This is a genomic window from Pyxidicoccus trucidator (assembly GCF_010894435.1).
GTDB lineage: Bacteria > Myxococcota > Myxococcia > Myxococcales > Myxococcaceae > Myxococcus > Myxococcus trucidator.
Genome location: NZ_JAAIXZ010000033.1, coordinates 61,119 through 87,204 on the forward strand (window position 1 = coordinate 61,119; position 26,086 = coordinate 87,204).

5 protein-coding genes are annotated in these 26,086 nt (G+C 71.6%); 1 reads left to right on the forward strand and 4 read right to left on the reverse strand.

Annotation, left to right across the window (positions count from 1 at the left end; translation table 11 throughout):
* Window positions 1-4: 4 nt before the first annotated feature.
* The 3 genes from G4D85_RS46905 to G4D85_RS46915 form a co-directional block, all read right to left on the reverse strand.
* The gene (locus tag G4D85_RS46905; RefSeq protein WP_164021373.1) at window positions 5-1,672 is read right to left on the reverse strand and encodes a cyclic peptide export ABC transporter; all 1,668 of its coding nucleotides are present in this window, start codon (window positions 1,670-1,672) and stop codon (window positions 5-7) included.
* Window positions 1,673-1,714: 42 nt separating this feature from the next.
* Window positions 1,715-22,132, reverse strand: coding sequence for a non-ribosomal peptide synthetase (locus tag G4D85_RS46910; protein WP_164021375.1), 20,418 nt, complete (start codon window positions 22,130-22,132; stop codon window positions 1,715-1,717).
* Window positions 22,133-22,401: 269 nt separating this feature from the next.
* Window positions 22,402-23,070: a TFIIB-type zinc ribbon-containing protein gene (locus G4D85_RS46915; RefSeq protein ID WP_164021377.1), complete on the reverse strand. Its 669-nt coding sequence runs from the start codon at window positions 23,068-23,070 to the stop codon at window positions 22,402-22,404.
* Between the two features lie 125 nt (window positions 23,071-23,195).
* Between G4D85_RS46915 and G4D85_RS46920 the strand changes: the two genes are divergently transcribed.
* A complete protein-coding gene (locus G4D85_RS46920) occupies window positions 23,196-24,593 on the forward strand; it encodes a cytochrome P450 (RefSeq protein WP_205526019.1) in 1,398 nt (465 codons plus the stop codon).
* A 48-nt stretch (window positions 24,594-24,641) separates the two neighbouring features.
* Here the strand turns inward: G4D85_RS46920 and G4D85_RS46925 are convergent.
* Window positions 24,642-26,086 (reverse strand): thioesterase domain-containing protein (locus G4D85_RS46925; RefSeq protein WP_240359930.1); only part of this gene is annotated, 1,445 nt, incomplete at its 5' end.

Sequence of the window (26,086 nt, forward strand, 5' to 3'; positions counted from 1 at the left end):
CCGACTACGCGCTCAAGATGTTCGTGACTCGCGGCCCGTCCGGCTTCCCATCGGAGACGAGCTGCCCGGACTCGATGCGGACGAGGCGGTCCGCGAGGTGGAAGTAGCGGTCGTCATGGGTGATGACGACCACGGCCTTCCCTCGGGCCTTCAGGTCCGGGAGGAGCTGCTTGTAGAAGACCTCTTTGAACTGCGGGTCCTGGTCGGCGGCCCACTCGTCGAAGAGGTAGACGGGGCGGTCTTCCAGGTACGCCACCAGCAGCGCCAGTCGCTTGCGCTGCCCCTGCGAGAGAGCCGTCGTCGACAGCTTGCCGTCCTCTCCAATCGTCACCTTCTTGTCCAGGTGCAGGTGTGCCAGGTAGCCCCGGGCCTGCTCCAGCACCGCGGGCGAGGACATCCCCAGCAGCCGCTCGAAGAGGAAGAAGTCGAAGAAGACGGTCGCGAAGAACTGGCGGTAGTCGTCCAGCCCCGTGGCGGTGACGGGCACGCCGTCCACGCGAACCTCTCCGGCCTCGGGCGCGTAGAGCCCGCAGAGGAGCTTGGCCAGCGTCGTCTTGCCGCTGCCGTTGCCCCCCACCAGGTAGAGCAGCTCCCCGCGCCGCACCGGCAGGTGGATGGGGCCCAGGGTGAACTGCTCTCCGTCCCGCTCGTTGCGGTAGGTGTGGGTGACGCCCGCCAGCTCGAGGAACTCGAAGGTGCGCGGGACCTCTGCCTGCTCCGGGAGCTCCGTCTGCACGCCCTGCTCGGGCACCAGGCTCACGCCGAGTCGCTCAATCTGCACCAGCGCCACCTCACCCCGGCGCAGGGAGGGGAACATGGTGGTGATGGCGTTGAGGGGCTGCTGGAAATAGAGCACCACGAGCACCGCGCCCATCAGCTCCATCAGCGTCAGCGGGGTGACGAGGGGCCCCACCACCAGCAGCAGGCCGATGGTGAGGGTGTAGATGGACATGCCCCAGCTCGCCGCGACGGAGTAGAGGTCGTCGGTGCGCAGGTACAGCCGGCGCACCTCGTGCACGACAGGGCCCAGGTCTTCGTTGAAGAAGGCGCGACGGCGGCGGCGGTTGAGTCGCAGCTCCTTGGCGCCGGTGGACATCGCGAGGAAGTGCCGGAACAGGGTGCTGGACTGCTCGCGCGCCTGCTCCTGGTACCTGTTGGCCACGCGGGCCGGCACGGAGTACGTGAGCTGCCCGAGCACCAGGAACGCCACGACGGCCAGACACACGGGCCACGACAGCCAGAACAGGTAGATGAGACCGCCCAGGACGATGGCGGAGTTGATGAAGATGTCCGGCAGCACCATCACCCCCGCGCTCAGGGTGGCGATGTCCTGCATCAGCGAGGTCAGCATCCGGTGGGCGCCGGCCTGCTCCAGCGTCCGCAGCGGCGTGGACAGCAGGTGCTGGCTGAGCCACAGGCGCAGGTGCAGCAGGATGCCCTGCTGGAGCCGGTTGAGCACCAACTGCGAGGCCATGCGCGTCAGCAGCGCCGCCACCGCGATGGCCGCGAAGGGCAGGGCGATGTCACCCGGCGAGCCCTGGTCGCCCCTTGCCAGCGCCTGGTTGATGAGTGCCAGCAGGGACGCGCTGCTCGCGCCCGACAGCAGGCCGAAGACGACCGTGAGCAGGGCCAGCCGTCTGGATTTGCGCAGCAGGATGAGGAGGAGCGTCATGGTGTATTCGCGGGCGTAGGAGAGTGGGGACCGGCGCGGGTCTCATTCCAGGGCATCGACCAAGCCCTCCAGGTCTGAGGCATCCACCTGGTCCGCGAGCGATTCCAGAAGCAGCTGCGTCATGCCCTCCACGGTGGGCTGCTCGAAGAGGCCCCGCAGGGGCAGGTCCACCCCGAAGGCGGTGCGGATGCGCGTGAGCACCTGCGTGGCCAGCAGCGAGTGGCCTCCCAGGTCGAAGAAGTTGTCGTGGACGCCCACGCGCTCCACGTGCAGCACCTCGGCCCACAGGTCCGCCACCTGCTGCTCCAGGTCGTCGCGGGGCGCCACGTAGGTCTGCTTCGCCACCGGAGCGTCGGGAGCCGGCAGCACCGCGCGGTCCAGCTTGCCGTTGGCGGTGAGGGGCAGGGACTCCAGGCGCGCGAGCGCGCCAGGCACCATGTAGTCGGGCAGGCGCTGCTGGAGGTGAGAGCGCAGGGCGCCCACGTCCAGCTCCGCGTCGGCGGCGACGTAGCCCACCAGGCGCCTGTCGCCCGGGACATCCTCGCGCACCACCACCGCCGCCTCGCGCACGCCGGGGAAGGCCCGCAGGGCGGACTCCACCTCGCCGAGCTCGATGCGGAAGCCGCGCAGCTTCACCTGGAAGTCGGCGCGGCCCAGGTACTCCAGCGTGCCGTCGGCCAGCCAGCGCACCTTGTCGCCGGTGCGGTACAGCCGTGCGCCCAGCACGTCACTGAAGGGGTTGGGGACGAAGCGCTCCGCGGTGAGGTCCGCCTGGTGGCGGTAGCCTCGGGCCAGGCCCACGCTGTCCACGCACAGCTCACCGGGTACGCCCACCGGCAGCGGCCGCAACGCTGCGTCCAGCACGTACACGCGCACGTTGGCCCAGGGCCGGCCGATGGTGAGCCGCTGGCCGGGCTTCAAGGGCTCGGAGAGGGTGGCGCAGACGGTGACCTCCGTGGGGCCGTAGGCATTGAGCAGCCGCACCCGGCCGCCCCAGCGCTCCACCAATTCCGGCGTGCAGGCCTCACCGGCGGAGATGAGCGTCTCCAGCGAGGGGGCGTCCTCCGGCGCCAGTTGCGCCATCACCGAGGGTGTCAGGGTGACGGCGGTGATGGACTCCTCATGCAGCAGCGTGCGCAGCGGCGCTCCGGGCATCAGCCGCTCGCGGGGGGCCAGCACCAGCGTCGCGCCGGCCAGCAGCGCGCCGAAGATTTCAGCCACTGAGGCATCGAAGCCCAGGGCCGCGTACTGGAGCACGCGGCTGTCCGAGCGGAAGCCGTGTTCGCGCACCGCCGTCAGCGCCGTGTTGCACAGGCCGCGGTGCTGCAGCAGCGTCCCCTTGGGACGGCCGGTGGAGCCAGACGTATAGATGATGTACGCGAGGCTCTGCGCGAGCACGCCCGCTTCGGGGGCGGTGAGGGGCTGACCGGCCAGCAGCGGCGCTTCCGCGTCCAGCAGGACGAGCTGCTCACCGCCGGACGGCAGCGTGTCGGCGATGGCCTCGGTGGTGACGAGCACCGGGGCGGCGCAGTCGCGCAGCATGTACGTGAGGCGCTCCAACGGGTAACTCGGGTCGAGCGGGACGTAGGCGCCGCCGGCCTTGAGGATGCCGAGGATGCCGACCACCAGCTCCAGCGAGCGCTCCACGCAGAGGGCGACGGGCACTTCGGCCCGGACACCCAGCGCGCGCAGATGGTGAGCGAGCTGGTTGGCGCGGGTATCGAGCTGCGAGTAGGTGAGGGCCTGGCCCTCGAAGCGCACGGCGGTGGCGTCAGGCGTGAGCGCCGCCTGGGCCGCGAAGAGCTGGTGCGCGCAGGCGTCGCGCGGGAAGTCGCGCTCCGTCGCGTTCCAGTCCACGAGCACCTGGCGCTGCTCGTCCTCGGAGAGCAGGGGCAGGGCGGACAGGCGGGACTCCGGGCGGGCCGCGCCAGCCTCCAGCACCCTTCCCAGGTGCTGCACGAGGCGGTCGATGGTCGCCGCCTCGAAGAGGTCGGTGCGGTACTCGCACGAAAACCCAAGGCCCTCGGGCGTCTCCGCCACCGCGAGGGTGAGGTCCAGGCGCGAGGTGCCCGCGTCGATGGGCTCACCTCGCAGCGTGAGGCCGGGCACTTCCAGCGTGGAGGCCGGCTGGTTCTGGAGCACCAGCTTCACCTGGAACAGGGGGGCATGCCCCTGGCTGCGCTCGGGGTTGAGCGCCTTGACCAACTCCTCGAAGGGCAGATCCTGGTGCGCGTAGGCCCCGAGAGACGTCTGGCGCACGCGGCCCAGCAGCTCTCGGAAGGAGGGGTCTCCGTCCAGCCGCGCACGCAGGGGCAACTGGTTGATGAAGAAGCCGATGAGGCCTTCGGTCTGCGAGTGGTTGCGGTTGGCGATGTCGGTGCCGACGACGAAGTCGTCCTGGCCGGAGTAGCGCGAGAGGACCACCTGGAAGCCCGCCAGCAGGGCCATGAAGAGGGTTGTGCCCTCACGCTGGCTGAACGCCTGGAGTGAGTCCGCCAGCGCCCGTGGCAGCACGCGCGTGTGCATGGCGCCCTTCAGGCTCCGCACGGTGGGACGCGGGAAGTCCGTGGGCAGCTCCAGCAGCGAAGGCGCGCCGGAGAGGTGCTCGCGCCACCAGGAGAGCTGTGCGTCCAGGACGTCGCCCTGGAGCCAGCCACGCTGCCAGGCCGCGTAGTCCGCGTACTGCACGGGCAGCTCGGGCAGGGGCGAAGGCTGGCCGTTACGGAACGCCGCGTAGAGCGTTGCCGCCTCGCGCACCAGCACTTCCATGGACCAGCCGTCCGTGGCGATGTGGTGCAGCGTCAGCGACAGCAGGTGCCGCGACTCGCCCAGTCGCAGCAGCATGGCGCGCAGCATCGGTCCGCGCGTGAGGTCGAAGGGACGTCGGGCTTCTTCCTGAGCCAGGCGACGGGCTTCTGCCTCTCTCTGGTCCTCGGGCAAGGTGGACAGGTCCACCACCGCGAGGGGAACGGGCGCGGGCGGATGGATGACCTGGACGGGGCCTTCCTCGAAGGTGGTGCGAAGCACCTCATGGCGACGCAGCAACTCCGCGATGCTGCGCTCCAGGGCGCCCACGTCCACCGTGCCCTCCAGCCAGAGCACGGAGGGCATGTTGTAGAAGGGGCTGTTCGGCTCCAGCCGGTCGAGGAACCACAGGCGTTGCTGGGCGAAGGACAGCGGCAGCGGGCCGGTGCGCGGCGCGGGCCGCAGCGGCGGGGCCAGCACGCTTCCCTGGGAGGAGCGGGACAGTGCCTCCACGCGTGCCGCGAGCCCGGCCACCGTGGGCGACTCGAACAGCTCGCGCAGGGGTAGCTCCACGTCCGCCGTGGCGCGCACGCGCGAAGCCACCTGGGTGGCCAGCAGCGAGTGGCCGCCTAGCTCGAAGAAGCCCTCTGTGACGCTCACGCGCTCCATGCCCAGCACCTCGGCGAAGATGCGGGCCAGCAACTCCTCCGTGGGCGTGCGCGGGGCCACGTACTCGCCGACGGGGCCCGTGGGCGCCTCGGGAGCGGGGAGAGCCTTGCGGTCCACCTTGCCGGATGGCGACAGGGGCAGGGCCGACAGGACGACGAAGGCGGAGGGCACCATGTACTCGGGCAGGCGCTGCGCCAGGGAGGCTCGCAGGGACTGGGTGTCCAACGTCGCGGAAGGGGTGGGCACAAGGTAGGCCACCAGTCGTGCGCCGGAAGGGCCGTCCTCGCGCACCACGACCACCGAGTCGGCGACGTCGGGATGGGCTCGGATCGCGGACTCGACTTCGCCCAGCTCGATGCGGAAGCCGCGCAGCTTCACCTGCATATCGACACGGCCCAGGTACTCCAGCGTGCCGTCAGCCCGCCAGCGCGCCTTGTCTCCCGTGCGGTACAGCCGGGCGCCGGGCTCGCTCGCGAACGGGTCGGGTAGGAACTTCTCCGCCGTCAGCTCGGGCCGGCCCAGGTAGCCGCGGGCCAGGCTGACGCCGCCCAGGTACAGCTCCCCCGGGACGCCGGTCGGCACCGGACGCAGCCCCGCATCCAGCACGTACGCCCGCGTGTTGGCCACGGGCTTCCCGATGGACACGAGGGCCCCCGGCTGTTCGCCGGAGACGACGCAGGCCGTGGCGTCGATGGTGGCCTCGGTGGGGCCGTAGTGGTTGAAGAGGCGGGCGCCGGGGAGCTGCGCGCCCAGCCGGGGCACCAGCTCGGTGGGCAGGGCCTCACCGCCGGAGACGACTGCGCGCAGCGCGGTGGCGTGTGCCAGCGCGGGTTGCTCCAGCAGGGCGCGGAGCATCGAGGGGACGGCCTGCAACAGGGTGATGCGCTCACGGGCCAGCAGCTCCGCGACGGCCGCGGGGTCACGGTGGGCGCCGGGCGGAGGCAGCACGAGCGTGGCTCCGGCGAGCAGCGTGGAGAGCACCTCGGCCACCGAGGCGTCGAAGCTCAGCGAGGCGAGCTGCAACGCCCGGTCCCCCGGAGCCACGCCGAGCCAGCGGACCATCCACGTGAGATGGTTGGCCAGGGCGCGGTGCGAGACGACCGTGCCCTTGGGCAGGCCGGTGGTCCCCGACGTGAAGAGGACATACGCGGGGCTCTCCGGGAAGGCCGCCGTGGGAGCCTCCTGTCCCGAGGACAGCGCCTCCAGCTCGCCGTCGAGGAAGACGGTGACAGGTCCCGGCGGCAGGCGCGCCGAGAGGGACCGCGAGGTGAGGAGCACCGGCGCTCCGCAGTCCTGGAGCATGAAGGCCAGGCGCTCACGAGGGTAGTCCGGGTCCAGCGGCACGTACGCGCCTCCGGCCTTGAGCACCGCGAGCAGGCCCACCACCATGTCCGTCGAGCGCTCCACGCACAGCCCGACACGCACCTCGGGCCCGACGCCGAGCGAGCGCAGCTGTCGCGCGAGCAGCGCCGCGCGGACATGCAGCTCGCCGTAGGTGAGCCACGAACCCTCTGCCTCCACGGCCATGGCCAGCGGAGTGCGGCGCGCCTGTTCCTCCAGGAGCTGGTGCACGGTGGCGGAGGAGGGGAAGTCCACCGCCGTCGCGTTCCATTCCACCATCAGTTGCTCGCGCTCCGCCGCCGTCAGGGGCGAGTGCAGCGACAGGGGCTGCTCCGGTCGTGCGAGCACGGCCTCCAGCAACACCTGGAAGTGGCCGTCCATCCGCTCCACCGTGGAGGCGTCGAACAGGTCGGTGTTGTACTCCAGCTCTCCGGCGAAGCCCTCGGGCGCGCGTTGCAGCGTGAGGCTGAGGTCGAACTTGGTGATGGGGCTGGGCGTTCCTCCCAGGCGCAGGCGCAGGCCGGGCAGCTCCACGGCGTCCAGCGGCGCATTCTGCAGGGTGAACATCACCTGGAAGAGGGGCGAGTGGCTCAGGCTGCGCTCGGGGCGCAGCTCCTCGACGAGGCGCTCGAAGGGGACGTCCTGGTGCTCATAGGCGGCGAGCGCGGAGGCCTTGACGCCTTCGAGCAGCGCGGAGAAGCCGGCGCGCGGGTCGATGCGCGCGCGCAGCACCAGGGTGTTGACGAAGAAGCCGATGAGGCCCTCGGTCTCCGCGCGGTTGCGGCCGGCGATGGGAGAGCCGACGACGATGTCGTCCTGGCCGGAGTAGCGGGAGAGCAGCAACTGCCAGGCGGCCAGCAGCACCATGAAGGGCGTGGCGCCGTGGCGCTGCGCGGCTTCCTCCACGGTGCGCGAGAGCGCCGGGGGGAGCCGGACGTCCAGCGAGGCACCCTGATGGGACTGCAGGGCGGGCCTGGGCCTGTCCGTGGGCAGCTCCAGGAGGGCCGGGACGCCGGCGAGCTGCTCACGCCACCAGTCGAGCTGGGCCTGGAGGACGTCGCCCTGGATCCACTGGCGCTGCCACGCGGCGAAGTCCGCGTACTGCACCGGCAGCGAGGGCAGCTCGAGCGGGTGGCCCGAGGAGAAGGCGCGGTAGAGGGCGCCCAGCTCGCGCAGCATGATGTTGATGGACCAGCCGTCGGAGACGATGTGGTGCAGCGTCACCAGCAGGTGGTGCTGGGTGGGGCCCAGGCGCAGCAGCTGCGTGCGCAGCAGGGGCCCCCGCTCCAGGTCGAAGGGGCGCAGAGCCTCTTCCGAGGCCAGCCGCCGGGTTTCCGTCTCGCGAGCCTCGGGGGGCACGGCCAGCAGGTCGACGGTGGGGAGGCGGGTGTCGAGCTGGGGGTGGATGAGCTGGGTCGGCACACCCGCGTTGCGCTGGAAGGTGGTCCTCAGCACTTCGTGACGCTGCACCAGGGCGCGCAGGGCCTGCTCCAGCGCGGCGGTGTCCAGCTCGCCGTCCAGGTGCAGCACGCCGGGCACGTTGTAGGAGGCGGTGCCCGGCTGGAGCTGATCCAGGAACCACAGCCGCTGTTGGCCGAAGGACAGCGGCGGCGACTCGGTGCGTGAGATGGTGCGCAGCGGCGGTGCCAGCTCAATCCCCGCCGAGGCACGTGCCAGGGCCTCCAGTCGGGTGGCGAGTCCGGCCACCGTGGGCGACTCGAACAGCTCGCGCAGTGGCAGCTCCACGTCGAAGGCGGCGCGCACGCGGGAGACGAGCTGGGTGGCGAGCAGGGAGTGTCCGCCCAGCTCGAAGAACCCATCGTGCAGGCCCACCCTGTCCACGCGCAGCACGTCCGCCCAGAGCGCGGCGAGGCGCTGCTCGGTGGGCGTGCGCGGCGGCTCGAAGGCCCGCAGCTCGGAGCGGGAGTCCGGAGCGGGCAGGGCCTTCCGGTCCACCTTGGCGTTGGCCGTCAGCGGCAGCGCGTCCAGGCGCACCAGGGCCGAGGGCACCATGTACTCGGGCAGGCGGGCCTCGAGCGCGTCGCGCAGGGCACCGAGGTCCAGCGTGGCGTCAGCGGTGACGTAGCCGACGAGGCGCTTGTCGCCGGGCACGTCCTCGCGGGCCAGGGCCACGGCTTCGCGCACTCCGGGGAAGGAGAGCAGCGCGGCCTCCACTTCGGCCAGCTCGATGCGGAAGCCGCGAATCTTGACCTGGAAGTCTCCACGGCCGAGGAACTCCAGCACGCCGTCGGGGCGCCAGCGGGCGAGGTCTCCGGTGCGGTACAGGCGAGCGCCGGGCTCACGGCTGAAGGGGTGGGGCACGAAGCGCTCGGCGGTTTGCGCCGGGTTGCGCACGTAGCCTCGTGCCAGGCCCTCGCCTCCGATGAAGAGCTCACCGGGCACGCCCACGGGCACCGGGTGGCCGTGCGAGTCGAGCAGGTACACCTGCGTGGCGGTGATGGGCGTGCCGATGGGGATGGAGGCGGGCACCTGCTCCGGGGACGTCATGCGGAAGCAGGAGGTGAAGAGGGTGCCCTCGGTGGGGCCGTAGCAGGCCGTCACCGGGATGCCGAGCTGCTCCAGCACGCGCCGGACGTGCGGCGCACTCACCACGTCGCCGCCGGTGAGCAGCTGCTTGACTGACTTCAGGCCGTCCAGGCGGTTGTCCACCATATGCGAGAAGAGTCCCGCGGTGAGGTGGAGCGTGGAGACGGAGTGCTCGGAGAGGACGGAGGAGAGCAGGTCCAGGTCGCTGGGGGAGTCTGGCGGGAAGACGACGAGGCGGCCACCGTTGAGCAGCGGGCCCCAGACCTCGAGCGTGGAGGCGTCGAAGGAGATGGGGGCGATCAGCAGGAAGGAGTGGTCGGCGGAGACGTCCGCGTAGGGCGCTTCGCGGACGGTGCGCAGCACGTTGCGGTGGGAGACGGCGACACCCTTGGGCCTGCCGGTGGAGCCGGAGGTGAAGTCGATATAGGCCAGGTGCTCGGGGTGCAGCGCCACCGGGGGCGCGTGCTCCGGCTGGGAATCGAGGGCTCGCGCTGCCTCGTCGATGTGGAGCACGGGCAACGAGGACGGCAGCGAAGCCCGAGTCGCGGAGTGGGTGAGCAGGAGGACGGGCCTGGCGTCCTCGACCATCTGGGCCAGTCGCTCGGGCGGGTACGAGGTGTCGAGCGGCAGGTACGCGCCACCGGCCTTGAGGATGGCCAGCAGGGAGACGATGAGCTCGACGGAGCGCTCCAGGGCCAGGGCCACGGGGACGTCGGGCCCCACGCCGCGGGCGACGAGCAGGTGTGCGAGCTGGTTGGCCCGCGCGTCGAGCTGCCGGTAGGTGAGGCGCTGGGCCCCGAACTCCAGGGCCACCCGGTCGCCATGCAAGGCGACGATGCGGGAGAACACCTCTGGCAGGGTGGCGTCGCGTGGGAAGTCAGCGGGAGCGCGGTTGAAGTCGGAGAGGACGGTGCGCAGCTCGTCCTCGGGCAGCAGGGGCAGTCGGTGGAAGGGCCGCGAGGGCTGGCCCAGCAGCGCCTCCAGGAAGTGCACGTAGTGGCGGGCGAGCCGCCGCGCGGTGGCCGGGAGGAAGAGGTCGGTGTTGTAGATGAGCGAGCCCGTGAAGCCGTCCGGGGACTCGGAGAAGGCGAGCTCCAGGTCGAACTTCGCGGTGGTGCTCTCGTTGGCGATGGGCCGCAGGGAGAGCCCCGTGGCGGAGACGAGGGGCGTGGGCGTGTTCTGGAGAGTGAAGAAGACCTGGAACAGCGGGTCCCGCTCCAGCGAGCGGCCACTGGCGAGCGACTCGACGAGCCGCTCGAAAGGGACGTCCTGGTGGGCCTGGGCCCCGAGCATCCCCTCGCGCACGCGAGCCACCACCTGCTGGAAGGACGGCCCGTCCTCCAGGCGCAGCCGCAGGGCGAGCGTGTTGACGAAGAAGCCGACGAGGTCCTCCAGCTCGGAGAAGCGGCGACCGGCGATGGGCGAGCCGACGACGATGTCCTGCTGACCGGAGTAGCGGGCCATCAGGACCTGGAAGGCGCCGAGCAGCGCCATGAACGGCGTGACGCCCTGCTCCTGGCTGAACGTGCGCACCGCGGCGGACAGCTCGCGCGGGAGCTGGACGGGGACGGACGCGCCGTGGAAGGTCTTCACCGCGGGCCGGGGGAGGTCCGTGGGCAGCTCCAAGGCCTGGGGCGCGCCCAGCAGTTGCTGCTTCCAGTAGCCGAGCTGCGTGTCGAGCACCTCGCCCCGCAACCACTCCCGCTGCCACAGGGCGTAGTCCGCGTACTGGATGGGCAGTGCCGGCAGCGGCGAGGGCTTTCCGGCCGCGAGCGCCGGGTACAGCGCGGTGAGGTCTCGCATCAGCACGCCGGTGGACCAGCCATCCGAGGCGATGTGGTGCATGAGCACCAGCAGCACGTGCTCCTCTGCTCTGAGTCGCAGCAGCACCACGCGGAAGAGCGGGCCGCGCGCCAGGTCGAACGGTCGTTCGCACTCCGTGGCGATGTGCTGGCGCACCAGGAGGTCGCGCTCGCCCACGGGGAGGTGGCTCAGGTCCCGCTGTTCGAAGGGACAGGACGCCGCCTCGGCGATGACCTGGATGGGGCCGTCCGGGCCCTGCTGGAAGGTGGTGCGGAGCACCTCATGGCGCTGCATGAGCGCGTCCAGGGACCGCTGGAGCGCCACTGCGTCCAGGGCACCCTCCAGGCGCATCACGCCGGGGACATTGTAGACCGTGCCACCGGGCTCCAGTTGATCCAGGAACCACAGCCGCTGCTGGGCGAACGAGAGCGGCAGCGGCCCGGTGCGCGACGCCCGTGGAATGGACTGCGTGGCGCCCTGGCTCATCGCGCCGAGGCGCTCGGCGAGGGCGGCGACGGTGGTGGCGGTGAACAGCTCGCCGAGGGACAGCTCCACGCCCAGGGTGGTGCGGATGCGGGAGACCACCTGGGTGGCCAGCAGCGAGTGGCCTCCCAGCTCGAAGAAGTCGTCGTGGATGCCGACGAGTTCGACGTGCAGCAGCTCCGCCCACATCGCGGCGAGCTGCTCCTCCCTTGGAGTGCGAGGAGCCACGTACTCACGTGTCTGGGAAGCCAGCGCCGTGTCCGGAGAGGGCAGCGCGGCACGGTCCACCTTGCCGTTGGGCGTCAGCGGCAGCGCGTCCAGTACGGAGATGACCGCTGGCACCATGTGCTCGGGCAGCCGCTGCTTGAGGGCGGTGCGCAGTGCGGCGGTGTCCAGCATGTCGCCGTCCTCCGCCACGACGTAGGCCACCAGGCGCTTGTCACCCGGCGCATCCTCGCGCACCACGGCGACGGCCTCGCGCACGGAGGGCTGCTGGGCCAGGACGGACTCCACTTCTCCCAGCTCGATGCGGAAGCCGCGCAGCTTCACCTGCTGGTCGATGCGGCCGAGGTACTCCAGCGTGCCATCCGCCAACCACCGCGCCTTGTCGCCGGTGCGGTACAGGCGTGCGCCAGCGGTTGCGGAGAACGGATTGGGGACGAAACGCTCGGCGGTGAGCTCGGGCTGGTGGCGGTAGCCGCGAGCCAGGCCCACGCTGTCCACGCACAGCTCACCGGGCACGCCCACCGGTACCGGACGCAGCGCCGCGTCCAGCACGTAGACGCGCACGTTCGCCCAGGGCCGGCCAATGCTGATGCGCTGGCCGGGCTTCATGGGCTCGGAGAGCGTGGCGCAGACGGTGACTTCCGTGGGGCCGTAGGCATTGAGCAGCCGCACCCGGTTGCCCCATCGCTCCACCAGCTCCGGCGTGCAGGCTTCACCGGCGGAGATGAGCGTCTGGAGCGCGGGGAAGTCCTCGGGCTCCATCTGCGCCAGCACGGAAGGCGTCAGCGTAACGGCGGTGATGGCCTCGTCGCGCAGCAGGGTGCGCAGGGGCGCACCGGGCATGAGGCGCTCGCGAGGCGCGAGCACCAGGGTGGAGCCCGCCAGCAGGGCACCGAAGATTTCAGCCACCGAGGCGTCGAAGCCGAAGGCGGCGTACTGGAGCACGTGACTGTCAGGCCTGAAGCCGTGTTCGCGTGCAGCGGTCAGCGCGGTGTTGCACAGGCCGCGGTGCTGCAAGAGCGTGCCCTTGGGACGGCCCGTGCTGCCCGAGGTGTAGATGATGTACGCGAGGTTGTCCGCGCCAGTCCCACTCGCGAAAGGCGTCTCCGGCTGCGAGGCGATGAGGGCGCCGTCCGCGTCGAGCAGGACGAGTTGCTCGCTGCCAGCGGGCAGTTCATCCGCGATGGTCTCGGTGGTGACGAGCACCGGGGCGGCGCAGTCACGCAGCATGTACGTGAGGCGCTCCACGGGGTAGCTCGGGTCGAGCGGGACGTAGGCGCCGCCGGCCTTGAGGATGCCGAGGATGCCGACCACCAGCTCCAGCGAGCGCTCCACGCAGAGGGCCACGGGCACTTCGGCCCGGACGCCCAGCGTGCGCAGGTGGTGCGCCAGTTGGTTGGCGCGGGTGTCGAGCTGCGAGTAAGTGAGGGCCTGGCCCTCGAAGCGCACGGCGGTGGCGCTGGGGGTGAGCGCCGCCTGGGCCGCGAAGAGCTGATGCGCGCAGGCGTCACGCGGGAAGTCGCGCTCCGTCGCGTTCCAGTCCACGAGCACCTGGCGCTGCTCGTCCTCGGAGAGCAGGGGCAAGGCGGACAGGCGGGACTCGGGACGGGCAGCGCCCGCCTCCAGCACTCTTCCCAGGTGCCGCATGAGACGGTCGATGGTCGCCGCCTCGAAGAGGTCCGTGCGGTACTCGCACGAGCACTCCAGGCCGCGCGCCGTCTCTTCCACCGAGAGGGTGAGGTCCAGGCGCGAGGTGCCCACGTCGGCGGTCTCGCCCCGCAGCGTGAGGCCGGACACTTCAAGCGTGGAGGCCGGCTGGTTCTGGAGCACCAGCTTCACCTGGAACAAGGGCGCGTGCCCCTGGCTGCGCTCGGGGTTGAGCGCCTTGACGAGCTCCTCGAAAGGCAGGTCCTGGTGCGCGTAGGCCCCGAGCGACGTCTGGCGCACGCGGCCCAGCAGCTCTCGGAAGGTGAGGTCGCCATCCAGCCGCGCGCGCAAGGGGAGCTGGTTGATGAAGAAGCCGATGAGGCCTTCGGTCTGCGAGTGGTTGCGGTTGGCGATGTCGGTGCCGACGACGAAGTCGTCCTGACCGGAGTAGCGGGAGAGGACCACCTGGAAGCCCGCGAGCAGGGCCATGAAGAGGGTGGTGCCTTCCCGCCGGCTCAGCGCCTGGAGCGAGTCAGCCAGCGAGCGCGGCAGCACGCGTGCATGCCTGGCGCCCTTCAGGCTTCGCACGGTGGGACGCGGGAAGTCCGTGGGCAGCTCCAGCAGGGGCGGCGCGTCCGCCAGATGATTGCGCCACCAGGAGAGCTGCCCCTCCAGCACGTCGCCCTGCAGCCAGTCACGCTGCCAGGCCGCGTAGTCCGCGTACTGCACGGGCAGCTCGGGCAGGGGAGACGGCTGGCCTTCGCGGAACGCCGAGTAGAGCGTCGCCGCCTCGCGCACCAGCACTTCCATGGACCAGCCGTCCGAGACGATGTGGTGCAGCGTCAGCGACAGCAGGTGGCTCGACTCGCCCAGCCGCAGCAGCATGGCGCGCAGCAGTGGTCCGCGCGTGAGGTCGAAGGGACGTCGGGCCTCTTCCCGGGCCAGGCGACGGGCTTCTGCCTCGCGCGAGTCCTCGGGCAACGTGGACAGGTCCACCACCGCGAGAGAAACGGGCGCGGGAGGATGGATGACCTGGACGGGGCCTTCCTCGAAGGTGGTGCGAAGCACCTCGTGGCGACGCAGCAACTCCGCGATGCTGCGCTCCAGGGCGCCCACGTCAACCGTGCCCTCCAGCCAGAGCACGGAGGGCATGTTGTAGAAGGGGCTGCCCGGCTCCAGCCGGTCGAGGAACCACAGGCGCTGCTGGGCGAAGGACAGCGGCAGCGGGCCGGTGCGCGGCGCGGGCCGCAGCGGCGGGGCCAGCGCGGTCCCCTGGGACGAGCGGGACAGTGCCTCCACACGTGCCGCGAGCCCGGCCGCCGTGGGCGAATCGAACAGCTCACGCAGCGGCAGGTCCACGCCCGCCGCGGCACGCACGCGCGAAGCCACCTGGGTGGCCAGCAGCGAGTGGCCACCCAGCTCGAAGAAGCTCTCCGTGACGCTCACGCGCTCCACGCCCAGCACCTGGGCGAAGACGCGGGCCAGCAACTCCTCCATGGGCGTGCGCGGGCCCACGTACCCGACGGTGGGCGACTCGGGAGCCGGGAGGGCCTTGCGGTCCACCTTGCCGGAGGGCGACAGGGGCAGGGCCGGCAGGAGGACGAAGGCGGAGGGCACCATGTACTCGGGCAGGCGCTGCGCCAGGGAGGCTCGCAGGGACTGGGTGTCCAACGTCGCGGAAGGGGTGGGCACAAGGTAGGCCACCAGTCGTGCGCCGGACGGGCCGTCCTCGCGCACCACGACCACCGAGTCGGCGACGTCCGGATGGGCTCGGAGCGCGGACTCGACTTCGCCCAGCTCGATGCGGAAGCCACGCAGCTTCACCTGCGTGTCGACGCGGCCCAGGTACTCCAGCGTGCCGTCAGCCCGCCAGCGCGCCTTGTCTCCCGTGCGGTACAGCCGGGCGCCCGGCACTTCGCTGAAGGCGTCCGGAATGAAGCGCTCGGCGGTGAGGGAAGGCCGGCTCCAGTAGCCCCGCCCCACCTGCACGCCGCCGATGAAGAGCTCCCCGGGCACGCCCACCGGCGTCGGCTGCCCGTGGGCGTCGAGGACGTGGATGCGGGTATTGGCGACGGGCCGGCCAATGGGCACCTCGCGGCCGGAGTCCTCACGCGGGCACGGCCAGTACGTCACGTCGACGGCGGCCTCGGTGGGTCCGTAGAGGTTGTGCACGGCGGTCGAGGTCGGCAGGCGCGCGTAGGCACGCCTCACCAAATCGGCGGGCAGGGCTTCGCCGCTGCACACCACGTGGCGCAAGGCGGTGAGGCCCTCCAGTCCGGGCTCCTCCACGAAGGCGCGCAGCATGGAGGGCACGAAGTGGGTGGTGGTGACGCGCTCGTCCGCCATCAGTCGCACGAGGTAGGCGGGGTCCTGGTGGCCCCCGGGACGGGCCAGCACCAGGCGTGCGCCCGTCATGAGGGGCCAGAAGAACTCCCAGACGGAGACGTCGAAGCTGAAGGGGGTCTTCTGCAGCACCGTGTCGGCTGCCGTCAGCCCGTACTCCTGTTGCATCCACAGCAGGCGGTTGACGACGCCCGCGTGGGCATTCATGGCGCCCTTGGGGCGGCCGGTGCTGCCGGAGGTGAAGATGACGTAGGCCAGCGCCTCGGGGCCGGCGAGGGGCGCGGGACGGGAGGCGGGGTGAAGGGCCACGTCAGGCCACTGCGAGTCCAGACACACCACCCGGGCGGAGTGGGGCGGCAGGACGGGGACGAGCCGCTGCGAGGTGAGGAGGACGGGGGCGGCGGTGTCCTCCAGCATCCACGCCAGCCGCTCGCGAGGGTACGCCGGGTCCATGGGCACGTAGGCGGCGCCGGACTTCAGCACGCCCAGCAGCGCCACCACCATTTCCAGCGAGCGCTCCAGGCAGACGCCGACGAGCGACTCGGGCCCCACGCCCAGCGAGCGCAGGTGCCAGGCCAGCTGGTTGGCGCGGGCGTCGAGCTGCGCGTAGGTGAGCGTCTCGCCCTCGAAGCGCAGGGCCTCCGCGTCCGGCGTGCGCGCCACCTGCGCCTCGATGAGCGCGTGCAGGCTCAGCTCACGCGGGTACGCCTCGCGCGGGCCCCGGAAGTCCTCCAGCAACTGCCGCCGCTCCTCGGGAGCCAGCATGGGCAGCTCCGCCAGTGGGCGGGCCGCGCCCTCCGCGAGTCCCATCAGCAGGGTGTGCAGGTGCGCCATCATCCGCTGGATGGCCGCCGCGCCGAAGCGCGTGGTGTCATAGGCCAGCTGCAACAGCAGCTCGCGGCCCGGCATCGCCGTCAGGGTCAGCGGATGGTGGTCCGCCTCCAGAGAGCGCGCGTCGCGCACCACCAGCTCCTTCGAGTCCGTGGTGAGCGCGGTGTCCACGGGGTAGTTCTCGAAGACGACCAGGCTCTCGAAGAGCGGCGGTCCGGGGGGGATGTCGCTCCAGCGCCGCACCTCCACCAGCGGCGCGTGCTCGTGCTGCCGCGCCTCCATGAGCCAGCCTTGCAGGGTCTTCAGCCACGCTCCCACGGACTGGCGGGGCGGCAGCCGCACGCGGGCGGGAATGGCATTGATGAACATGCCCACCATCTCCTCGACCCCGGGCAGGTCCGAAGGGCGGCCGGAGACCGTCACACCGAAGAGCACGTCGTCCCTGCCGCTGTAGCGCCCGAGCAGCAGCGCCCACGCCGCCTGCACCAGCGTGCCGGGAGTGACGCCCTGCTGCCGCGCGAAGGACTGCAGCACCGCCGTCTTTTCGGCGCCCAGCCCCAGTCGCAGCTCACCGCGCACTCCCGCCAGTCCGGCGTCGAGCTCGCTCCCGCCTGGCTCCAGCGGCGTGGGCTCCGTGAAGCCCTCCAGCGACTTGCGCCAGAAGTCCCGGGTGGCTCCCAGGTCCCGGCGCCCCAGCCACGCGATGAAGTCCCGGTACGGGCGCGTGTCCATCCTCGGGGGTGGCAGGCCGCGCCGCAGCGCCTCGAAGCGAGTGAGCAGCTCGCGCAGCACCAGGGGAATCGACCAGCCATCCAGCAGGATGTGCGAGAAGCTGAGCACCACGCGCCAGCTCCGCTCACCCATGCGGAGCACCGCCAGCCGGTGCAGCGGCGCGCGGGCCAGCGCCACGCCCCGCCGCCGGTCCTCGGCGAAGAAGGCGTTGAGCCAGGCCTCCTGCTCCGAGGGAGGCACGTCACGCCGGTCTTCCACGGTGATGGGCGGCTCCAACTCGCGCACCACCGCCTGGAGCGGCCGGTCCAGCCCCTCCCACAAGAACGCCGTGCGGAGGATGGTGTAGCGGGAGACGACCTGCCGCCAGGCCTGGGTGAAGGCCCCCGTGTCCAGCTCGCCCTCCAGCGCGAAGGTGAGCTGGTTGAAGTACGGCTGGGTGCCTCCGTCGTCCCTGAGGTGGTGGAGGAGGATTCCCTCCTGGAGCGGCGACAGCGGATAGAGGTCCTCCACGTCCGCCAGCCGCACCTGGGTGAGCGAGTCCAGCGCGGCCTGCCCCAGCCCCGCCAGCGGGAAGTCGGAGGGCGTCAGCCCCCGGGCTTCCCCCGAGGTGCCGAGCGCGATGAGCTCGCGCAGGGCCTCCACCAGCTCTCCCGCCCATCGCTCCACCGTCTCGCGCCGGTGGACGCGGCTGCCGTAGGCGAACATGAGGCGCAGGCGCCCGCCGCTCACCGCGCAGTCCACCTCCAGCAGGTGTGCACGCGGTGCGCCGGGAGCCCGCTTGGGGCCCACCGGTCCGTCCGACAGGCTCAGCAGCGCCCCGGCGGGCAGGACGTGGTCGAGCTGCCCCAGGTAGTTGAAGCCCACCTCGCACTCAGGCAGCGCGCGCAGTCGCTCGCGCAGCTCCGGGTAGGGCGCCAGGTAGCGCAGCACGCCGAAGCCCACGCCCTTGCCGGGAATGCGCCGCAGCGACTCCTTCGCCGAGCGCAGCCACGCGCCCGGCCCCTCGCCGACCTCGTCCACCAGCACGGGGTAGAGGCTGGTGAACCAGCCCACCGTGCGCGACAGGTCCACGCCCTCGAAGAGCGCCTCGCGCCCGTGGCCCTCCAGCTCCAGCCGCACGCAGGGCGCGCCCGTCCAGCGGCGCATCACCCGGGCCAGCGCCGCCAGCAGCAGCTCGTCCGGCCTCGCGCAGCAGGCCCGGGCCACCTCCTGGAGCAGTGCCTGCGTCTCGCCGGGCTCCAGCGACACCTCCACGACTCGCGCGTCGCCCTCCGTGTTGGCCTCCGCGCTCCCGTCCAGGTCCACGGGCAGCCGGCCCGCGCGCTCCCAGGGCAGCCCCAGCCAGAAGGCCTCCTCCGCGCGTGCCGCCGACGTGCGGGCGTGCTCCACCATCCGCGACGCCCACCCGGCGAAGGACAGCGTCTTCGGCGGCAGCCGCACTGGCGTGCCCGCGCGGAGCTGCTGACAGGCGGTGTGCAGGTCCTCCACCAGCACGCGCCAGGAGACGGCGTCCACCACCAGGTGGTGGATGACCAGCAGCAATTCCTGCGGAGCGTCCGGCCCTGCGTCGAACAGCACGGCCCGCGCCACGCCACCCGAAGCCAGCTCCAGTCCCGCCTGGGCCCGGGCCGCGTGGGACTCCCCGGCGGCGGCGCGCGCCTCGGGTGACAGCCCGGACACGTCCACACTCAGCAGCGGCAGCGCACCGTCCAGGCCGCGCACCTCCTGCCGCCACGCGCCCTGTCCGTCCCGCGTGTAGCCCAGGCGCAGGGCATCGTGGTGCTCGCGCAGGTGCTGGAGCGCGCGCTCGAGCACCTCCGCGGGAATGCGCTCGCGCAGGGTGAGGCGCAGGGCCTGGTTGAAGTGGTGGGGCGCGGGCGGCTCCCGGTCCAGGAACCAGCGCTGGATGGGCGTGAGCTCCACCCGTCCCGTCACCAGCCCCTGCTCCGCGGCGACGGCCGGAGCGGTGCCCGCCACCGCGGCGAGCTGTGCCACCGTTGGCAACTCGAAGAGCTGCTTCGCGGTGAGGTGCAGTCCGGCCTGCGCGGCCCGGGCCAGGACCTGGATGCCGAGGATGGAGTCACCGCCCAGCTCGAAGAAGTCCTCGTGCACGCCCACGCTCGGGCGGCCGAGCACCTGCGCCCAGATGGCCGCGAGCGCCGTCTCCGTCGCGTCGCGGGGGCCCTCCTGGACCTCCTCCGACGCCGCCTGCGCGTGCTCCGGCGCCGGCAGGGCCTTGCGGTCCACCTTGCCGTGCGCCGTGAGTGGCAGGGACTCCAGCACGGCGAAGGCGGAGGGCACCATGTACTCGGGCAGCTTCTGCTCGAGGAAGGCGCGGAGCGCCCGTGGCTCCAGCGCCGGGCCCACCACGTACGCGACCAGTCGCTTGTGCCCGGGCAGGTCCTCGCGCACCACCACCACGGCTTCCTGGACGCCAGGCGCCTGGCGCAGCACAGCCTCCACTTCGCCGGTCTCGATGCGGAAGCCGCGCACCTTCACCTGGAAGTCGGTGCGGCCCAGGAACTCCAGCGCGCCGTCTGCCCGCCAGCGCGCCTTGTCACCGGTGCGGTAGAGGCGCTCGCCGGGGCGGACACCGAAGGGATGCGGGACGAACTTCTCGGCCGTCAGGTCCGCGCGGCCCAGGTACCCCCAGGCCAGGCCCTCGCCACCCACGTACAGCTCGCCAGGAAGGCCTGGCGGCACGGGCCGGAGCGCGGCGTCCAGGACATACGCGGTGGACCACCCGAGGGGACGGCCAATGGGCACCGAGGCGCCCACGGTGTCGCCGCGCCGCATCGCATGCGTCGCGGAGAAGGTGGTGTTCTCGGTGGGGCCGTAGCCGTTGACGAGGACCGCGCCTTCCGGAAGGCGCGCCAGGTGCTCACGCACGCGCTGGGCTGGCAGCACGTCACCGCCGGCCAGCAACTGCGACACGCGGGCCAGCGCCTCGCCCTGGTGGATGACCATCTGCTCGAAGAGCGCGGCGGTGAGCCACAGCGTGCTGACGTCGTGACGGCGCAGCAGGGCGCCAATGTCCTCCAGGGACAGCTCGCGCGCGGGGGCCAGCACCAGGCGAGCGCCGTGCAGCAGCGCGCCCCAGACCTCCAGGGTGGAGGCATCGAAGGAGCTGGGGGCCAGCTGGAGGAAGACCTCCTCGGGGCCGAAGCGGATGAAGGGGTTGTCCGTCACCAGGCGCAGCACGCCGCGGTGGGGAATGCACACGCCCTTGGGCTGGCCGGTGCTTCCCGAGGTGAACATGACGTAGGCCAGCGCCTCGGCGCCGACCTCGGTGGAGAGCGCCGTGTCGGGCTGGGAGGCGATGCGGCCGGCCTCGGAGTCCACGAGGACGAGGAGGCACGAGAGGGCGGGCAGCTCGTCGGCCAGTGACTCGCGCGTGACGAGGACTCCGGCACCAGACTGCTGGAGCAGCAGGGACAGGCGCTCCGCCGGGTAGCTCGGGTCGAGCGGGACGTAGGCGCCACCGGCCTTGAGGATGGCGAGCAGGGCGACAATCAGGTCCTCGGAGCGCTCCAGGCACAGGGCCACGCAGGCGCCGGGGCGCACGCCCACCGAGTGCAGGTGCCGGGCGAGCTGATTCGCGCGTCGCTCCAGCTCGGCATACGACAGCTCGCCAGCCTCGGACACGAGCGCGATGGCTGCTGGCGTGAGCGCGGCCTGCCGCGAGAAGCGCGCGTGCAGGGTGTCACCACGCGGGTACTCGTCGCGCGAGCCATTCCAGTCCGCGAGCCGCCGGACCTCGTCCGGCGACATCATGGACAGGTCCGCGAGCTTCGCCTCGGGGGCGTCCACCAGGGACTGCAACAGCGTGGAGATGTGGCCCAGCATCCGCCGCGGGGTGGCGGTGTCGAAGCGGCTCACGTCGTAGGTGAACCGCACCTCCATCTCGGTGGCGTCCGGGAGCACCGTGAAGATGAGCGGGTAGCCCGTGCGGCCCTCGGTGCGTCCGAAGCCGTCCACCGGCAGTCGGGCCGTCATCTCGGGGGACAGGCCCCGGCGCGGCATGTTCTCGAAGACGACCAGCGTGTCGAACAGCGCCTGGCCGCGCGGCACCTCGCTCCAGCCCTGCACGTCCACCAGCGACACGTGCTCATGGGCGCGGGCGGCGAGCAGCTCGCCCTGCAGGCCCTTCAGCCACGGCAGCACGGTGCTCCCGTCGGGCAGTCGCACGCGGGTGACCTGGGTGTTGATGAAGGTCCCCAGCATGGTGTCCACGCCGGGGAGCGCGGGCGGGCGGCCGGACACCACCGTGCCGAAGGCCACGTCATCCTGTCCGGTGTAGCGGCTCTGCAGCAGGGCCCACGCGCCTTGCAGCAGCGTGCTCAGCGTCACCTGGTGCTGCCGCGTGAAGGCTGTCAGCCGCGCCGTCAGGGCGGTGCCCAGCCCGAGCGACTCGGCGGCGTACGTCTCCGCCTTCGCCTCGGCCCTGGCGGGTCGGTCCATCGCCAGCGGCGTGGGCGACGTGAAGCCCCGCAGCCGCTCGCGCCAGAAGCGCGCTGCCTCATCGCGCTCCTGCTTCGACAGCCAGACGATGTAGTCGCGGTAGGGGCGGACGGGCTCCAGCGACGGCTCCTCGCCCCGGGTCAGCGCGTCATACGTGAGGAACAGCTCCCGCAGACACACCGGCAGCGACCAGCCGTCCATCACCAGGTGGTGGTAGCTGATGATGCAGCGGGTGAGCGTGGGTCCGAAGCGCACCAGCGTGAGGCGCAGCAGCGGCGCCGCGGACAGCGCGAAGTCCTGACGAGCCTCCCGCTCCAGCACCTCCGCGAAGCGCGCCTCCCACGCGTCGGAGGGAAGGTCTGAGCAGTCCTCCAGGCGCGGGGTCGCCTCTACCTTGCGACGCACCGCCTGGAGCGGCTCCTTCATGTTCTCCCAGAAGAACGCCGTGCGCAGGGACGTGTGCCGGTCCACCAGCCGCTGCCACGCCCGCTGGAGCGTGGGCAGGTCCACCACTCCACGCCAGGACCAGTGCACCACCTCCACGTAGGTGCCCTCTCCCGGAGCGCCCACGGTGTGGAACAGCAGGCCCTGTTGCATGGGCGAAAGGCGGTAGATGTCTTCGACGTTCTTCATGTTGCTTCAGCCCTCTGCCTTGGGTGCCAGCTGGGAATCTCCGCGACGTCCAGGTATCGGGGCGACGGCTCCGGGCCTTCGCGCGACAGCACCGCGCGAGGACGCACGGGGGCCTGTCGCAAAGCGCGACCACAGACGGAACTGTCGGGAAGCGAGCCTGAAACCAGGGGTGTGGAACACGGAGATTCGCCGGTATCGAAGCTACCACGGCCCCTCCCACAGACGGGAGGGTGCCCGGGCCCCGCCGGAGCGGCCTCGGACCGTCGCGGTCAGCGTCCGAAGACGCGCGAGAACAGCCACATCAAGGCGGAGCCGGTGACATCCGTGGCGATGGCGGCGTTGTAGCCGGAGTTCTCTGGCGTTGAGAACTCAGCGCTGGGCTCGGCCCTTGACAGCTCCTCGGAAAAGGGGACGGCGCCCTCGGGAGCGCAGCTCCCGCAGTAGAGCCGTTCCTCGAGGACGAAGCCGTACTTCGGCTTGAGCCCGCGCTTGCACGCGGCACACGCCTGCACAACGCCGAGCCGCACCTTGGGCCGCACGTCCAGCGGCTCGTTGCGATACGCCTCGGCGGCCTGCTGGAGCTGCTGCAGCTCGCCCGGGTCCAGCGCTACACCGGCGCAGTCGGAGCACACCTCCACTGCCAGGCCCAGCGCCTCCACCACTGGCAGTGGAGCGTGGCCACACCGGGGACAGGTGGGAGCCGGCGTGCCGCAGTCGGGACAGCTCGGCACGTACTGGAGCTTCGCGTGGCAGCCCTTGCAGATGCCGGGGTGGCCCTTGGCGCGGCGGATCAGGGCGTCCGACACGGAGCCGCCCATCACCTTGGCCAGCGCCTCGCCCTCGAACCACACGGAGCCGCAGCCGTCGCATTCCTCGCGGGGCAGGCCGCCCAGGAAGGTGGACCGCATCCTCGTCTGGCAGAAGGGACAGGCGCTCATGCGGGCGAGCCTACAATCATCCGGCCCGGGCGCGCTGCTCCGGCCCGGACGCCATGCTCCTCCCAGGGCCACGGGTGATAGTCTCCCCGCGTCTCGCGCGCTACCCGCTCCTCGACGACCTTCCCATGCGCCCACTCAAGCGTCCCCCAGCCCCTTCCTCCCTGTCGATGTTCTGGAATGCGCTCGGCACGGGCGACAACGCCTACCCGATGCTCTTCCGCCTCTTCCAGAAGTACGGCGACATCGTGTGGCTGAGGGGGCCGGGAGGCGGCATGTACCTCGTCAGCAACCCCGCGTTCATCAAGCACTTCCTGGTGGACAACGCGGCCAGCAACTACCCGAAGAACTACATGGCCCCCCAGCGCGGCATCGTCCTGGGAGCGAGCCTGTCCACCACCGAGGGCGCCGAGTGGCTGCGGCATCGGCGCATGGCCCAGCCGGGCTTCCAGCGGGATCGGCTGCTGGCCAGCGTACCGAAGATCGTGAAGTCCATCCGCGGTCAGCTCGAGGAGCGTTGGGAGCCGAAGCTGCGAAGCGGCGAGCCTCTGGAGGTCTTCCCGGCGATGTCGCGCCTGGTGGTCTCCACCCTCGGTCAGCTCGCCTGTTCCGAGGAATTCCCCGACGACGTCTGCGAAGCGGTCTTCCAGTTCATGGTCTACGCCGTCCGGCCGCGAACGCGGGTGGAGCGGTCGCAGCTGCCGCGGAAGCTGATGAACCTCTACTACCAGAGATTCCAGCCGCAGGTCCTTCCGGCCGCACGGCGCATCGACACGTTCGCCTGGGAGGTCGTCCGCAGGCGCATGGCCCTGGCCGAGCAGCCGGACGACATGCTCGGGTTGATGATCAACGCGCGCGACGAGAAGGGCGAGCCAATGAAGGAGCAGGAGGTCCGCGACGAGTTCGTGGAGCTCTTCTTCGGCGGCCAGGTCTCCACGGGCATCGCCCTGTCCTTCATGTGGCACCTGCTCGCTCTGCACCCCGAGGTGCGCGAGCGCCTGGTGGACGAGGTGGATCGCACGCTCAACGGACGGGAGCCGACGGCGGAGGACCTGAAGCAGCTCCGCTACGTGTCGCAGGTGTTCGAGGAGACGCTGCGCCTCCATCCGCCCGCGCCCGGTATCAGCCGGCCCGCCATCAAGGACGACACGCTCGGTGGTTATGACGTCCCGGCGGGCACCATGGTGTCTGCGTCCTCCTACGTCATGCATCGGCACCCCGAGTTCTGGACGGACCCGGAGCGCTTCGACCCGGAGCGCTTCTCCGCGGAGAAGGCCCAGGCGCGGCCTCGCTTCGCCTACATGCCTTTCGGAGGAGGTCAGCGGGTGTGCATCGGGGCCATGCTGGCCTCGCTCATCGCCACGTCGGCCAGTGCCCTGGTGGCCCAGCGTTACCGCCTGGAGCATGTCCCCGGGAAGAAGATGCGGCTGATGACGGGCACCACCCACTTCCCGGCCAACCTCTGGATGAAGCTGTTGCCGGCACGCGCGACCGCCCCGGACACTTCCCTGCGAAGCGTTGGCTGACGGCGCGAGCGTGCTGGGCTGGAACGCTCGCGCCTCCGGGCCCGTCGCTCAGGCCGCGGGCGCCGCATCCTCTTTCTGTCGCGCCGCCTCCAGCAGCTCCGTGAGCCGCTCGGCCAGCACCTGCACTCCTGGCACGCACAGCACACCGTAGTGGTCGCCCGGCACCTCCGTCAGTGCCAGCCCGCCTTCCGCGAACGCACCCCAGCCACGGTCGGGCGCTTGGTCCCTGCTCCCTTCGCTGGCGCGCAGCAGGGTGATGCGGACGGGGAGGGGCGCGGGCCTGTAGTGGCTCAGGGCGCGCAGGTTGGCGGCGAAGACGTTGAACAGCGTGCGGAGCTGTTCCAGGCCCACTTCCGGGACGAGCAGGCCCGCCTTGTGTCCCTCATCCAGCAGGGCCTGGAGCACGGCGTCCGCCCCCTGGTGGATGAGCGACGCGTCCGGCACCCACGAGGCCCCCGCGAGCCGGGCCTGGTCCTGGGCGAAGAGGGCCGCCACCCGCGCGGAGTCCTCCACCTCCACCCGCCTCCGGTCCGCCGTGGCCGGGCTCGGGTCGACCAGGGCCAGCAGCTCCACCGACTCGCCGCGAGCCTGGAGCTGGCGGGCCATTTCGAAGGCCACCACCGCACCCATGGACCAGCCGCCGAGCAGGTACGGCCCGTGAGGCTGCACGGTGCGCAGGGACTCGAGGTAGAGCGCCGCCATCTCCTGCACGGAGTCGAGCGGCGGTTGCTGCCCGTCGAGCCCCTGGGACTGGAGGCCAAACACGGGCTGCTCCGGCCCCAGCCGCCGGGCCAGCTCCGCGTAGCCGAGGACGTTGCCGCCCACGGCATGGACGAGGAACAGCGGCCTGCGCGCGCCCCCGCGCTGGACGGGCACGAGCGGCGAGAAGGGCGCCGGGACGCGCCGCAGCAGCGAGGCGAGCTGCTCCACGGTGGGAGCCTGGAACAGCGAGGCCAGCGGCAGCTGGCGCCCGGTGCGCTCGCGGATGCGCGCCATGAGCTGCACGGCGAGCAGTGAGTGGCCGCCCAGCTCGAAGAAGTTGGCGCGGATGCCGACGGAGCGCAGGCCGAGCAGCTCCTCCCAGATTCCAGCCAGCGTGTGCTCGAGCACGTCGCGCGGCGCCACGGTGTCGTCCGCGGCCTCGGCGCGGTCCGGCGCGGGCAGGGCCTTCCGGTCCACCTTGCCATTGGAGGTGAGCGGGAAGGTGTCCAGGGCCACGAAGGCCGAGGGCACCATGTACTCGGGCAGCCGCTGCTTGAGGGCCGCGCGCAGGGCGGCGGCCTCGGGCTGTGCCTCGTGGCAGGTGAGGTAGGCCACCAGTCGCTGAGCCCCTGGCACGTCCTCGCGTGCGAGCACCACCGCGCGGCGCACCTCGGGCAGCGCCTCCAGGGCGGACTCCACTTCGCCCAACTCGATGCGGAAGCCGCGCAGCTTCACCTGGAAGTCGACGCGGCCCAGGAAGTCCAGCTCGCCGGTGGCCAGCCAGCGCACCT